General features: G+C 70.4%; 10 protein-coding genes. 2 read left to right on the top strand and 8 right to left on the bottom strand.

Going from position 1 to position 14,416, the window contains the following annotated elements; translation table 11 throughout:
- Positions 1-129: 129 nt before the first annotated feature.
- Positions 130-810 carry a GntR family transcriptional regulator gene (locus EPO52_RS13590; RefSeq protein WP_290807376.1) on the bottom strand — a complete coding sequence of 227 codons (681 nt, stop codon included), beginning with the start codon at positions 808-810 and terminating at the stop codon, positions 130-132.
- Between the two features lie 350 nt (positions 811-1,160).
- On the opposite strand from EPO52_RS13590, the gene EPO52_RS13585 reads away from it, so the two are divergent.
- The gene (locus EPO52_RS13585; RefSeq protein WP_290807374.1) at positions 1,161-4,118 is read left to right on the top strand and encodes an FAD-binding and (Fe-S)-binding domain-containing protein; all 2,958 of its coding nucleotides are present in this window, start codon (positions 1,161-1,163) and stop codon (positions 4,116-4,118) included.
- Positions 4,119-4,450: 332 nt separating this feature from the next.
- Here the strand turns inward: EPO52_RS13585 and EPO52_RS13580 are convergent, their stop codons facing one another.
- The 6 genes from EPO52_RS13580 to EPO52_RS13555 form a co-directional block, all read right to left on the bottom strand.
- Positions 4,451-5,971: an FGGY family carbohydrate kinase gene (locus EPO52_RS13580; protein ID WP_290807372.1), complete on the bottom strand. Its 1,521-nt coding sequence runs from the start codon at positions 5,969-5,971 to the stop codon at positions 4,451-4,453.
- Positions 5,972-6,088: 117 nt separating this feature from the next.
- Entirely contained in the window at positions 6,089-7,075 is a 987-nt protein-coding gene (locus EPO52_RS13575; RefSeq protein ID WP_290807370.1) for an ABC transporter substrate-binding protein, read from the bottom strand.
- A 44-nt stretch (positions 7,076-7,119) separates the two neighbouring features.
- Entirely contained in the window at positions 7,120-8,241 is a 1,122-nt protein-coding gene (locus EPO52_RS13570) for an ABC transporter permease (RefSeq protein WP_290807368.1), read from the bottom strand.
- Positions 8,238-8,999, bottom strand: coding sequence for an ATP-binding cassette domain-containing protein (locus EPO52_RS13565; protein WP_290807366.1), 762 nt, complete (start codon positions 8,997-8,999; stop codon positions 8,238-8,240). Before EPO52_RS13565 ends, EPO52_RS13570 begins: the two co-directional genes overlap by 4 nt.
- Positions 9,000-9,094: 95 nt before the next feature.
- Positions 9,095-10,144, bottom strand: coding sequence for a hypothetical protein (locus EPO52_RS13560; RefSeq protein ID WP_290807364.1), 1,050 nt, complete (start codon positions 10,142-10,144; stop codon positions 9,095-9,097).
- Complete coding sequence (locus tag EPO52_RS13555) at positions 10,141-11,184, bottom strand: LacI family DNA-binding transcriptional regulator (RefSeq protein WP_290807362.1); 1,044 nt, start codon at positions 11,182-11,184, stop codon at positions 10,141-10,143. The genes EPO52_RS13560 and EPO52_RS13555 overlap by 4 nt, the downstream gene beginning before the upstream one ends.
- A 232-nt stretch (positions 11,185-11,416) precedes the next feature.
- On the opposite strand from EPO52_RS13555, the gene EPO52_RS13550 reads away from it, so the two are divergent.
- Positions 11,417-12,604: an HAD-IA family hydrolase gene (locus EPO52_RS13550; protein WP_290807360.1), complete on the top strand. Its 1,188-nt coding sequence runs from the start codon at positions 11,417-11,419 to the stop codon at positions 12,602-12,604.
- 254 nt (positions 12,605-12,858) lie between these two features.
- Here EPO52_RS13550 and EPO52_RS13545 read toward each other — a convergent pair whose 3' ends face one another.
- Positions 12,859-14,337, bottom strand: a complete 1,479-nt coding sequence (locus tag EPO52_RS13545; protein WP_290807358.1) for a mannitol dehydrogenase family protein — start codon at positions 14,335-14,337, stop codon at positions 12,859-12,861.
- Positions 14,338-14,416 lie beyond the last annotated feature (79 nt).

The raw sequence follows: 14,416 nt of genomic DNA, 5'->3' as shown, positions 1-14,416 counted from the left end.
GGGGCGGGCGGGGCAGGCGGGGCGGGGCGTCATGGGCGGCGCTCCCGTGCGGCTCGGCGACCTACCGCTCGGCAGCCGGCGGCGCCCCGGGGTGCGCGCCCGCGCGGCGGCGGCGGCGACGGCAGCGGCCTACTGTTCGGCCGCGAGGGCCGCCTCGAGGCGGGCGCTCGCCCGGCCCAGGTGCTCGGCCAGCACCTCCACCGCACCCTCCGCGTCGCCCGCGGCGAGCCGGGCCAGGATCTCGTCGTGCTCCGCGGCGATCCGCTCCACCGCCAGCAGGCTCCGCCCCTGGACCTGGCTCATGCAGAGCCGCACCTCGTCGACGAGCGAGCCGTACATGCGCTGCAACCGCTCGCTGCCCACCGCCTCCACGAGTGCTGCGTGAAACCTCATGTCCGGCTCCACGGACGCGATGGATGCGCCGGATGCGCCGGCCGAACCCGCTCCCGCCGCCCGCACCCGCGCGTTCGCCGCCACGGCCTCCCGAGGCGCCCGCGCATCGGCGGCCAACTCACGTAGCGCCGCGCTCTCCAGCCGCAGTCGCGTGCGGTAGATGTCGCGCACATCCGTCGCCGTGAGCACCGGCACCCGCGCCGACCGGTTGGCCGAGCGCTCCAACAGCCCCTCGCCCGTGAGCTTCTCGATCGCCGCCTTCGCGGTCGACCGTGACACCTGGTACTCCCCCGCCACCACCGCCTCCGTCACGAGCGCACCGCCCGTGAGCTCGCCATCGAAGAGCCGGCGCCGGATGTCGTCCCCCACCGCATCGACGGCCGACACCGTGCGCACCGCTCGAACCGCCTGCGGCATCCGACTCTCCTCACTGAACGATTGAACGATCGAACCGGGCTCCCGCCCCGCCACGCCCTGTCACCGGAGCAGGACGCGACCGGGCAGGACGCGATCCCACGAGACGGCACGAGACCGCCCAAGCAGCCACCTGACCCGACCGACTCCACAGTAGCGACAATCGATCGCCATGCAAGTAGACTTGTCGGACAACTTCGATCTCCTCGACGATGGGCACAGCAATGGCGCACAGTGGCGCACCCCGATCATCCGACCCAGCGGCCTCCGCCCCCGCCACCGCCCCCGCGGCCGCCGCCCCGGGCACGGGCCCGCACACCGGCGCCGCCCCCTCAAAAGCCGCCCCCGCCCCCATGGCCGGCTCAGCCACCGCCTCCTCCCCCGCCATCGCGCACTTCGAGGCGGCCGTCGCCGACCCCGCTCGCGTCAGCATCCGCGCCATCGACCTGCACGCGAACGCGCACGACGCCTCGCACTTCCTCCTGGTGCCCCAGGCTCTCGTGATCGCGCAAGACGCCGCCGAAGTCGGCGCCCTGCTCAAGGCCAGCGCCGACACCGGCATGCCCCTCACCCTGCGCTCCGGCGGCACGAGCCTCAGCGGCCAGGGGGTGACGGATGGCGTACTCGTCGACGTGCGCCGCAATTTCCGCCGCATCGACGTGCTCGACGACGGCGCCCGCGTGCGCGTGCAGCCCGGCGCCACCGTGCGTCAGGTCAACGCCCGGCTCGCCCGGCACGGCCGCAAGCTCGGCCCCGACCCGGCGAGCGAGTCGGCCTGCACCATCGGCGGTGTGGTGGCCAACAACTCCAGCGGCATGTCGTGCGGCATCACCGGCAACACCTATCGCACCCTCGAATCGATGGTGGTCGTTCTGCCGAGCGGAACCGTGGTCGACACCGCCGCCCCCGACGCGAACCACCGGCTGCGCCAGGACGAACCGGCGCTCTTCGACGGTCTCGTGCGGCTCCGCGACCGGGTGCGCGGCAATCCGGAGTCGGTGCGCCTGCTCGAGCACCAGTTCTCGATGAAGAACACCATGGGCTACGGCCTCAACTCCTTCCTCGACCACGACGAGCCCGCCGACATCCTGGCCCACCTCGTCATCGGCAGCGAGGGCACGCTCGGCTTCGTGGCCGAGGTCGTGTTCCGAACCCTCCCGCTGTACACGAGCCTCGCCACGGGGCTCGTGATCTTCGACGACCTGCGCGCCGCCAACGAGGCGCTGCCCGAGATCGTGGGCAGCGGGGCATCCGCCGTCGAGCTGATGGACGCCCAGTCGCTGCGCGTGGGCAAGCAGGAGGCGGATGCGCATCCGCTCATCCGCGACCTCGACGTCGTGGCCCAGGCGGCCCTCCTGGTCGAGTACCAGGCGGCGAGCGCCGCCGAGCTCGCCGAGGCGCAACGCATCGGTGAGCGCACGCTGGCGGGACTCGACCTGGCCGCGCCCGCCGTGCTGAGCGACGATGCCGCCACCCGCGCCTCGCTCTGGCACCTGCGCAAGGGCCTCTACGCCACGGTCGCAGGGGCACGGCCGAGTGGAACGACGGCTCTGCTCGAAGACGTGGTGGTGCCCGTGCCCTCGCTCGCCCGCACCTGCACCGAGCTGATCGGTCTCTTCGACCGGTACGACTACGAGAACAGTGTGATCTTCGGGCACGCGAAAGACGGCAACATCCACTTCATGCTCACCGACCTCTTCGAGGGCGCAGGCCTCGAGCGCTACGAGGCCTTCACGGAGGACATGGTCGACCTCGTGCTGGGTGAGGGCGGTTCGCTCAAGGCCGAGCACGGCACCGGCCGCGTGATGGCGCCGTACGTGCGCCGGCAGTACGGCGACGAGCTCTACGCGGTGATGCGCGAGCTCAAGGCACTCTGCGATCCGCGTGGGATGCTCAACCCCGGCGTCATCATCACCGACGACGACGAGGTGCACCTGAAAGACATCAAGCGCACCCCCACGATCGAGGCCGAGGCCGACCGCTGCGTCGAGTGCGGCTACTGCGAGCCCGTGTGCCCGAGCCGCGACCTCACGCTCACACCACGGCAGCGCATCGTGGTGAAGCGGGCGATCGCCTCCGCGACCGCCGACGGCGAGACCGCCCTGGCCTCCGAGCTCGAGCGCGACTACGAGTACGACGGGGTGCAGACGTGTGCCGTCGACGGGATGTGCCAGACCGCGTGCCCGGTACTGATCAACACCGGCGACCTCGTGCGGCGGCTGCGGAAGTCGGAGCACTCTGCGCCGGAGAAGGCGGTGTGGACGACGGCCGCCAAGAACTGGGGGGCGACCACGCGGGTGGCCTCGGTGGCGCTCACCGTCGCCGACAAGATCCCCGCCCCGCTCGCCCCGGTGGTGGCCGGTGCGAACAAACTCGCCCGGGCGGTCGTCGGCGACGACGTGCTGCCGCTCTGGTCGCCCGAGCTCCCGGCCGGCGGGCGCAGCCGGTCACGCACCACGATCATGCGTCTCGGCGAGGCCGAGGCCGAGGCCGGGACCGGTGCGCTCGCGGGCGCGTCATCCGCTCGCCCGGCGACTTCCCCCAGCACGGATGCCCGCCCGCTCGCATCCGCCACCTCGCCACGCACCCCCGGCGTCGAATCGGCGCCCGAAGCCGTCTACCTCCCCGCCTGCGTCAACACCATGTTCGGCCCGGTGGGCGACGGCGTGCAGCGCAGCTTCGAGGAGCTCTGCGAACGTGCCGGTGTCGCCCTGGTGCTCCCCGCCGATGTCGACTCGCTCTGCTGCGGCACCCCGTGGTCGTCGAAGGGCCTGCCCGATGGCGCCGCCGTCATGCGCGAACGTGTGCTGGCGAGCCTGCGCACAGCCACGCGCAACGGCGAGCTCCCCGTCGTGTGCGATGCCTCGTCGTGCACCGAGGGCATCCTGCACCTCATCGACGCCGACACCGCCGTGCCCCGGATGCGCGTGATCGACGCCGTCGACTTCGTCGCCACCCGCATCCTCCCGCAGCTGCCGGAGCACGAGCGCATCCCGTCGTTGGCGTTGCACCCCACCTGCTCGTCGACGCGGCTCGGCATGAACCCGCAGCTCACCGCGGTGGCCGCTGCGGTGGCCGACGAAGTGGTGGTGGCCGACGACTGGGGCTGCTGCGCCTTCGCCGGAGACCGGGGCATGCTGCATCCGGAGCTCACCGCCTCGGCCACCCGGTCGCAGGCGGCCCAGGTGAAGGCGTCGGGCGCCACTGCGCACGCGAGCTGCAACCGCACGTGCGAGCTCGGCATGACCCGCGCCACGGGCGAGGAGTACGGCCACGTGCTCGAGCTTCTGGCCGAGGTCACGCGCCCCTAGGCCCCGAGCACCACTCCGAGTTGCCACAAACTGTTGGCGGAGGCGGCCACGTGCCACAACTTGTGGCAACCCAAAACCCGCCCGCCTCACCCACCCAGCGACTTGCCGCAAACTGTTGGCGGAGGCGGCCGCTTGCCACAACTTGTGGCAACCCAAAACCCGCCCGCCTCACCCACCCAGCGACTTGCCACAAACTGTTGGCGGAGGCGGCCACTTGCCACAACTTGTGGCAACCCAAAACCCGCCCGCCTCACCCACCCAGCGACTTGCCACAAACGGTTGGCGGCAGCGGCCACTTGCCACAACTTGTGGCAAGCCGAAACCCGCGGACGCTAGGCGGGGCGGTCTGCCGCCCGCGCATCCCACCAGGGGCCGAGGGCTGCCGTGGCCTCGTCGAACGAGCGGATGACGCCCTGCCAGTACTCGGCCGACTCGGCCGTCGGCAGCACAGGCGCCGATCGCGTCACGAGTTCCTGCGCCGCCGCCACCGACGGGAAGACGCCGACGGACGCACCCGCCACGGCGGCAGCCCCGAAAGCCCCCGCCTCCTCGTTCTGCACCACGGTCACCGGCGAGCGCAGCGCGTTCGCCACGAGCTGCACGTAGAGCGGCGCGCGCGCGATGCCGCCGCCGAGCACCACGGGCTGCTCCCACTCGAAGCGCTCCCCGAGCGCCCGGGTGTGCCACACGTGCATGAGCGCGATTCCCTCGAGCGTGCCGCGCAGCACGTGCGCCGGCGTGTGCCAGCCGCGCACCCCCGCGAGGGCGGCGGAGCTCGACGCCCCGAGCGGCGAATCCACCAGGAAGGGAAGCACGAGCGGAACCTGCTCCTCGGGGTCCAGTGCGGCGGCAGCGGCGAACAGCGCGTCGCGCGCCTCGTCGGTCGTGACGCCCAGCAGCCTCAGCACCCAGTCGAGTGCGGGCGAGGCCGTGGCCGAGGTCGACATCGCGATGCGCAGGTCGGGCGTGATCGACAACCGTGACTGCCAGCGCGGGTCGACGTCGCCCTGCGTGGTGGTGACGCCGTTGGTGGTGAATGAGCCGGCCACGAGCGCCAGGCGCCCCGGAACCAGCGCTCCCATGCCGATCGACGCCGCCTGCACGTCGTGCATCCCCGCGATCACGGGCGTGCCGACAGCCAGCCCGGTGAGGGCGGCGGCCTCAGGTAGCACGCGACCCACGATGTCTCCGCTCGCGTGCAGCGGGGGCAGCAGGCGCAGGATGTCGGCCGGCAACCCGTAGGCCTCGATCACCTCGGGGCTCCACGATGCCGTGGCCGTGTCGAGGAACGACGCCGTGGCGTCGGAGTAGTCGGTGGCGATCTCACCGGTGAGACGAAGACGGATGACGTCTTTGCAGAAGAGTATCCAGTCGGCGGCCCTGATGCGCGACGGGTCGTTCCGCTCGAGCCAGCGCAGCAGGTTGCCCGCGGCACCCGGGGTGGGCTCCTGCCCCGATCTCGACAGGACGACGCCCATCCGCGCGTCGTCGGCGGCGAGTTCCGCCGCCTCGAGATGCGCTCGGGAGTCCATGGCGGTGATCGCCGGGCCCACGGCCGCCCCTGCGGCATCCACGAGGTGCAGGCCGTCGCCGTGCCCGGTGATACCGATCGCGGCGATCTCGGAGGGGTCGATCCCGGATGCCGCGATCGCCTCGGCGATCGCGGAGGCCGCCGCCTCCCAGAGCGCGTCCTGCGGCCGCTCCGCGTGTCGTGGCGTGCTGCGGTCGACAGGGCTCGAGCGCCGCCCTATGCCGATCGGGCGCATCCGCTCGTCGTGCACGACGGCTTTCACGGCGGTCTGCCCGGCGTCGATGCCGAGCAGGTAGCGGGGGCTCTGGCGTTCCGAAGCCATGGCGGGATCCTCTCGAGAGTCCGAAAATCAGAAAGAACGGCGGTGCCGGGAGTCCTCCCCGGCACCGCCGCCCTGTGTCACTCCCCGCTCAAGCCGAGGCTCGGAGCGGGGTCATCATCAGCAGCTCGACTTGTAGACGGCGTCTGCACCGTCAGCGTCGATGTTGTCCTTCGTGAGGATGGTGAAACCGGTCTGGATCGTCGCCTCGGTGGAGTCGCCGTTGAGCGCGGCGATGGCCTGCTCGACGCCGTCCTGACCGATGGTGGCGGGCTCCTGGGCGACGAGCGCCTGGACGGTTCCGGCCTTCAGCTGCTCGACCTGGGCGGGACCGGCGTCGAAGCCGACGATGGTCACCTGGTCCTGCTTGCCGGCCTGCTGCACACCGGTGGCGGTGCCCTCGGCGGCGAACAGGTTGGCGGCGAAGATACCCACGATGTCGGGGTCCTTCTGCAGAGCGGCGGTCACGATCTCGGCAGCGGTGGCCGGCTCGTTGTGGCTGTACTGCACGCCGAGGTAGTTGAACTTGCTGTCTGCCTCAGCCGCCTTCTGGAATCCCTCGACGCGAGCGTCGGTGGTCGAGATGCCGGGGTCGACCGACACCACGAGAACCTTGCCGCCCTCGGGGTGAGCGTCCTGGATGGCCTTGAAGGCCGCCTCTCCGCCACCGACGTTGTCGGAGGAGATCTGCGACACGGCGAACGAGGGGTCCTCGACCGTGGTGTCGACGAGAACGACCTTGATGCCGGCGTCGGCCGCGGCCTGCAGAGGAGCCTGCATGGCGGTGACGTCGGTGGGGGCGATCAGCAGCGCGTCGGGCTTGGATGCGACGACCGAGTCGACGAGCGGCTTCTGCAGCGTCGGGTCGAACTTCTCCGGGCCCTGCGTGGTGACCGTGGCGCCGGCGTCCTTGGCCGCTGCCTCGATGCCGCACTGCATGGAGATGTAGAACTCGTCGCCTGCGACACCCTGCACGAATGCGATCTTGGGTCCGCTGCTGGCCGCGTCGGTGCTCGTGGAGCTGCCGCCGCCCGAGCAACCGGCGAGCGCGAGCCCGGCGGTCGCGGTCAGGGCGACCAGGCCGACTACCTTCTTGTTCCACTTCATTGTGATACCTGTCCTTCTGTTGTGATGGAGGTTTTGGTGCTTGGTTACTTTTTGTTCCGTCTGAAGAAATGACTCCAGAGGCTTGTGGAGGCTCCTCGGGCCGCGGAGGCCCGGCGGAGCTGGTCGACGTACACCGCGGCGATCAGCACGGCGCCCACGGCGACCTGCTGCCAGAACGGCTGCACGCCGGTGATGACGAAGCCGTTCTGCAGAACGGCCGGGATGAACAGACCCACGACGGTGCCGAAGATCGTTCCGTAGCCACCGAACAGCGAGGTGCCACCGATGACGACCGCCGCGATGACGTTCAGGTTGGTCTGCGACTGGCCCGCGATGGCGGTGGTCGAGAACTGCGACAGCGACAGGATGCCCGCCACACCGGCCAGACCACCCGAGAGGGCGTACACCTTGATGAGGTGGCGGTCGACCTTCACACCGACTCGACGGGCAGCCTCTTCCGAGGAGCCGACGGCGTAGGTGTAGAGACCGAACTTGGTCTTGTGCAGAACGAAGGCGCCGATCAGCACGAACACCAGCGCGATCACCGAGATGATCGGAATGCCGCCGAGGATGTTGCCGTAGCCGATCGTGGTGGTGAGCACCGCCGGGACGTTGCGGATGTCGACGCCGCCCGTGAGGATCTGGGCCAGACCCAGCGCCATACCGAGCGAACCCAGCGTCACGATCAGCGGCGGCACCTTGGCCTTGGAGATCAGGATGCCGTTGAAGGTACCCCAGGCGAGCCCCGAGAGGATCGACACGATGATGCCGACGGTGGCCGTGCCCCAGTCGGAGCCGCCCATCGCCCGCATCACGATCGCCGCCACGACGCCGGAGAACACCAGCACCGAACCGACCGAGAGATCGATACCGGAGGTGATGATGATGAACGTCATGCCGACGCCGAGAACCGCGAGGATCGAGGCGTTCTGCACCACGAGGCGGAGATTCGACAGCTGGGCGAAGGTGTCCGGTGCCGCGATGCTGAAGATGATCACGATCACGATCAGAACGAGGAGGATCTGGAACGCCTGAGCCTTGAAGATGCGGGGCACCCGGCTCTTCTGCTCGCGTTCGACCGCTGCGTTGATGGAGGTGGTCTCGGGACCGGCTTCCTGCCCGAACTCCGCCTTCTTGATGTCTGCGTCTCTCACGTCGTCGCTCATGCTGCGTTCCTCGTGCTCGCGCCGGTCATCAGACCGACGAGTTCTTCCATGCTCGTGTCCTTGGTGTCGATCGACGCGGCGCGGTGGCCGAGACGGAGAACCTGCACCCGGTCGGACACCTCGATCACGTGCGGCATCGAGTGCGAGATGAAGACGACGGCGATGCCCTTGTCGCGCACGCGGCGGATCGTCTCGAGCACGTTCTTGGTCTGACGCACGCCCAGAGCCGCGGTGGGCTCATCCAGGAACACGACCTTGTTGGCCCAGTGCACCGCACGGGCGATCGCGATCGCCTGCCGCTGACCACCGGACATCGAGCCCACCGGCGAGGTGAGCGAACGAACGGTGGCGCCCAGCTCGTCGAACGCGCGACGCGACTCCCGGGCCATCTCCTTGGTGTTCATGGTGCCGAAGAATCCGCCGAGGCCCTTGTTCATGATCTCGCGGCCCAGGTACATGTTCTGCACCGGGTCGAGGTGGGGGGCGAGGGCGAGGTCCTGGTGCACGGTCTCGATGCCGAGCGCCGAGGCCTGCTGCGGGTTGGTGAGCTGGATCTCGTCGCCCTCGAACTTGATCACGCCCGAGTCGAGCGCGAGGTTGCCCGAGAGCGCCTTCACGAGCGTCGACTTGCCGGCGCCGTTGTCGCCGATCAGTGCGGTGACCTCGCCGGGGTAGACCTCGAAGTCCACATCGTCGAGCGCACGGACGTGGCCGAACGACCGCGAGAGGCCGCGGGCCTCCAATACGGGTGTCGTCATGTCAATTCACTTCCTTTCCGGGCCGGTCACGGCCTGCGGGTTGGTCTGGTGGTGGAGATGGGGTGGTGCTGTTCGATCTGTGCCGGGACCTGGCGTCATACGACCCCTCCTGCTCGGAGCGATCGAGGCCAGCCGACGCCGGGCGTCGCTACGAGGAGACTCCCCGAGCCGCGCACCTCCCAGTCGCCGAAGGAGGCCGGCACCGCGAAGACCTGGCCGGAGCGGTAGGCGATCTCGCCGTCGCCGACGAGGGATCCCTCCCCCTCGAGCACCACGGCCACGGCGAATCCGGCGCCGATCGACGCCGACCCGCCGGACAGCGGCGCCGCATGGATCACCCGGAAGTAGGGGTCTGCGGCCGGCGCCAGAAGGCTCGACGCCGAATCGCCGCGGGCGTCGAGGTCGCCGTGGGTGATGAGAGCGGCGAGCTGCTCGGGGGTGAGGGCATCCGTCGAGACGGCGGGCATCACGGCGTCGAATCCGAGCCCGAGGTGCGATTCCTCGCGGGTCGACGTGGTGACCGACCACTCGAGCACGATGGAGAAGTCGGTGGGCTCCTGCACCTCGGCCACGAAGATGCCGCCGTCGATGGCGTGCACGGTCCCGGCGGGAATCAGAACGCCCATGCCGCGGGTGGCCTCGATGCGGTTCATCCGCGAGAGCATCCACTCGGAGTCCTGAGCGTCACGGCGGCGGTCGAGCTCGTCGCGGTCGACGGGCTCCTTCCAGCCCACGTGGAACGCCGATCCGGGCTTCGCCTCGAGCACGAACCAGGCCTCGGTCTTGCCGTACGGGCAGTCGAGGTGGCTCGTGGCGAAGGCGCGGTTCGGGTGCACGTGCACAGGCAGGCGCTGGCCGGCGTCGAGCAGCTTCACGAGGATGCCGGTGTCGGAGGCGGATGCCGCATCCGCATGGTCCGGACCCACCCAGGCGGCGGGGTCGGCCACCACCAGGTCGCGCAGCAGCGCTCCGTCTTCGGTCTTCGCGAGGCCGATGTCGCCCTCGTCGGCGCGCGAGACGGTGGCGGCGAGCCACTCCTCTGGCTGGTGGTCGGAAGTCTGCTCGATACCGCGGAGTGCCGCGATGCGGTCTCCGCCGAGGTAGAAGTGGTCGATCAGATTGGGGGCCAGTGCGACCGGTTTCATCGGGAGCCTCCTTCGGCAAGGGCGGGCAGCGGGACAGCGGATCGGAATGGCGCGACCTCGCCCGAGCCGCGCTGCAGCAGCGCGGTCGGCACGATCCACTCCTGGGGCTCGGCAGACGGTGATTCACGCAGGGCGAGCAGGCGCTCGATCGCGGCGTTGCCGATGAGGAAGGGATCCTGGTCGATGCAGCTCACACCGGGCTGGATCACATCGGCGAACGAGAAGTCGCCGAACGAGATCATCGGGGTGTGCTGCCGGCCGGTGCGGTGCAGCACCGTGGTGAGCTCGATGGCGGCGCGCGCGTTGGAGGCGAAGAACGCGGTGGCCGGGTCGTCGAGCCCGAGCACCCGGTCGATCTCGCTGCGGTAGTCGAGGCTCCCGTCGATGTTCACGGCCACGAGCTCGGAGTCGAAGTCGATGTCGGCGGCGTTCAGCACGTCGAGGTATCCCGACATGCGGCGGTGGATGGTGGAGAACCGCTCGTCCTGGTCGAAGAACGCGATGCGGCGGTGACCGAGGTCGACCAGCTGCTGCACCGCGAGGGCGGCCGATCCGCGGTCGTCGACCACCACGCTGTCGATACCGGCGCGCGAGCGGTCGACGGCGACGAGCGGCGTCGAGCTGCGGAACGGGGCGAGGTAGGGGTGTTCGGCCGCCACAGGGGCGAAGATCACGCCGGCGACCTGGTGCCCTGCCACGAAGCTGAGCAGCAGCTCGCGCTCGCGCTCGGGGTCGAGGTTCGTGGAGGCCACGAGAACGCTCAGGCCCTCGGCCAGCGCGCGGCGCTCGATGGCGCTCACGAGAGCGGCGAAGAAGGTGTCGGCGAGGGAGTCGATGACGATGCCGATGGCGCCGTTGGTGCCCGACTTGAGCGAGCGGGCGGCGGTGTTGGGCACGTAGCCGAGCGCCTGGATGGCGTGGAGCACGCGCGCCCGGGTCTCGGGGTGCACCGCCATCTCCTCGTTCACCACGCGGGACACGGTCTTGATGCTGACGCCGGCGCTGGCCGCGACATCCTTGATTCCGGGGCGGCGGCTCATGCGCGGGCTCCGATGTGGATGCCGACGGACGCTGCCGGGGCGGTGGTGCGAGCGGGTGCGGTGTGGGGCATCTTCGCCACCTCCTTTGACAGCGTTGTCATTTCGTCAGGGCGGCCGCGGCTCGGACGCCCTTGTTCCTTCGTCCGCCTATACTGGACGCACGACGACAACGTTGTCAAGTCGTCACTACATCTCGATTCGGTAACTCGGATCCAGCATCTCCGGGAGTCGCATGAACATCGTCGTCACGGGTGCCGCCGGGAGCGGCAAGAGCACCCTGGGCCTCGAACTGGCCCGTTCGCTCGGGGCCGCGTTCCTCGACCTCGACACGCTCACCAACCCCCTGCTGGAAGGCCTCGGTGCCGAGCTCGCCGGCGGGGCGCACTGGAACGACCCCGCGCTACGGCCCCTCGTGCGGCCCGCCCGCTATGCGGCACTGCGGGCCGCCGTGGCCGATCAGGCGGCGGTCGGCCTCGATGCCGTTCTGGTCGCGCCCTTCACCGCCGAGCTCACCGGCGGTGCCGAGTGGGAGCAGCTCGTGGAGGCGACCGGTGAGCCCCCGGTCGTGGTGTGGCTGCGGGCCACGCCCGAACTTCTCGCCGAACGGCGACGCATCCGCTCGGCCGATCGCGATGCCCACGTGGTCGACCCGCCGGCCGACAGCGCACCCCTCGTGCCCCACATCGTGGTGGATGCCTCGCTCTCCACCACCCAACAGCTCGCCACCGTGCGGCGCAGCCTCGGGCTCGGGCGCCCACTCCCCACCGACTCCCCCGTCTTCGGGCGCACCTTCGCCGGAGGCCTGTTCGACCTCGACGGCACGCTCATCGACTCCACACCCGCCGTGAACCGCGCGTGGCAGCAGCTCGGCCGCGAGTTCGGCCTCGAGCTCGACCTGGTGGCCGCCGGACACGGACAGCCCGCCGCCAAGGTGATCGCGGCGCTGTTTCCCGCCGAGCTGGCCGACGAGGCACTGCGGCGCGTGATCGAGATCGAGGCCGCCGAACTCGACGATGTGGTCGCGCTGCACGGTGCCGCCGATCTGCTCGGTTCGCTGCCCGATTCGTCGCGCGCGATCGTCACGAGCGGCACCCGGCTGATCGCCGGAAACCGCGTGGGTGCCGCCGGCCTGTCGGCACCGTCGGTGTTCGTGACGTTCGACGACGTCACGAACGGCAAGCCGCATCCGGAGCCGTTCCTCACCGCGGCCGCCCGACTGGGGCTCGACCCGGCCGACTGCGTGGTGTTCGAAGACGCACCGGCGGGCCTGGCCGCAGCGAAGGCCGCGGGGTGCGCCACCGTCGGCATCGCGGGAACGCACGATGCCGACGAGCTCGACGCCGACCTCGTGGTCGACGGACTGTACCAGCTGCGCGTGGTGCCGCAGCCGGGCGGCGGCTTCCGCCTCGCGCCGGCCTGAGCCCCGCGGCCCCGCCCGCATGCCTCCCGAAACGACGGGGTTGTGGCCAAATCGCGGAAACGAAGGACGGCCGCTCCGTCGTTCGCTCCGACTTCCGCCGTTCCGGATGCGATGGACAGCCTCCCGCTCGGACCGATTGGTGCAGTGCCCACCGGCCGGTGGCTGCCGAACCGCATAAGAAAACGGGGTCATATCGACATAGTGTCGACGAACCCCCGTTTTCTTATGCGATACGGCGGGCAGCCGGGCTGCCGTCAGCCGCGGAGGGCCTCCAGGGCACCGCGGGCGCCCAGCGCGGCGAGCTGCGCGCGGGCGGCCACGAAGGCGGTGCGCAGACGCTCGTCGGTGCCGAGGTCACCGAAGACCGGGGCGTAGTCGAGGAAGGCGCCCGGGGCATCCGCCTCGGCCGCCACGGCCGCACGCAGCTCGTCGAGGCGCTTGTCGACCGGCTCGAGAGCGCTGCCGTCATCGGCCACGCCCTCGATGAAGCGGCTCCAGGCCGCCAGCACGAGTGCCGAGCGACCGATGGCGCCTCCGGTGCGCAGCTGCTCGCGCACGACGGGCAGCAGGAACTTCGGAATACGGTCGGAGCCGTCGACGATCTGCCGCATGAGCGTGTCCTTGATGGCCTCGCTGCCGAACCGCTGCATGAGCTGGGCGCAGTAGTCGTCGAGGCCCACGCCCGGCACGGGGTCGAGCGTGGGGCGGGCCTCCTCGTTCATGTAGCCGAGCAGGAATTCGGCGAAGAGGTCATCCCGACAGACCTCGTGCACGTACACGGCGCCCGAGAGCAGCCCGAGGTAGCTCATCGCCTGGTGCGAGGCGTTGAGCAGCCGCAGCTTCATGAGCTCATAAGGTTCCACGTCGGGCACGAGCTGCACTCCGACCTCGTCGAACGCGGGCCGGCCCGCGGTGAAGTCGTCTTCGAGAACCCACTGAACGTAGGACTCGGAGAGCACCGGCCAGCGGTCGTCGATGCCGAAGTCGCGCGCCACCCGAGCCCGTGCCTCGTCGGTCGTGGCGGGCGTGATGCGATCGACCATCGAGTTCGGGAAGCTCACCTCGGCTGCGATCCAGGTAGCCAGCTCGGGGTCGATGCGCTCGGCGAACGCCCGCACGGCCGCGCGGGCGACCCTGCCGTTGCCCTGGATGTTGTCACACGACATCACCGTGAACGGCACCTGCCCCGCATCGCGCCGGGCGCGGAGGCCCACGGCGAGGAAGCCGAGCGCGCTCGTGGGCAGAGCGCCCTGCGGCAGCCCTTCGAGATCGGCGAGGGTGGCCGGGTCGCGCGGCTCGAAGGCACCGGTGGCGTCGTTGATGCCGTAGCCGCCCTCGGTGATGGTGAGCGAGGCGATGCGGGTGGCGGGATCGGCGAGGGCGGCGAGCACGGCATCCGGATGCTCGGGGGCGAAGACGTAGTTCACGATCGAACCGATCACGCGCGCTTCGACGTCGCCGGAAGGGGCGGTAGTGACGAGGGTGTAGAGCTCGTTCTGCGCGGTGAGCGCGTCGCGCATCGCGGCGTCGCCGGCGAGCGTGCCGACGCCGGTGAGGCCCCAGTCGGTGGCCCCGGCCGCGAGGATGCGGTCGAGGTACATCGCCTCGTGCGCGCGGTGGAAGGCGCCGACGCCGAAGTGCACCACGCCAGGAGTGACGGCATCCCGGTCGTAGGAGGGCACCGCGACGGACGGGTCGAGGGAGCCCAGGGTGTGGGCGGTGAGGTCGGTCATCGTTCTCTCCAGTGAGGGGGTGAGGCGGGGCGGATGGTGAGGGCGGGCAGACGGTGAGACGGGCAGACGGTGAGACGGT

Origin of the sequence: Herbiconiux sp. (assembly GCF_004297105.1) — a bacterium.
In the GTDB taxonomy this organism is placed as follows: Bacteria; Actinomycetota; Actinomycetes; order Actinomycetales; family Microbacteriaceae; genus Herbiconiux.
Note: the sequence above shows the minus strand (reverse complement) of the source record. Positions and strands in the feature narration are given on the sequence as shown.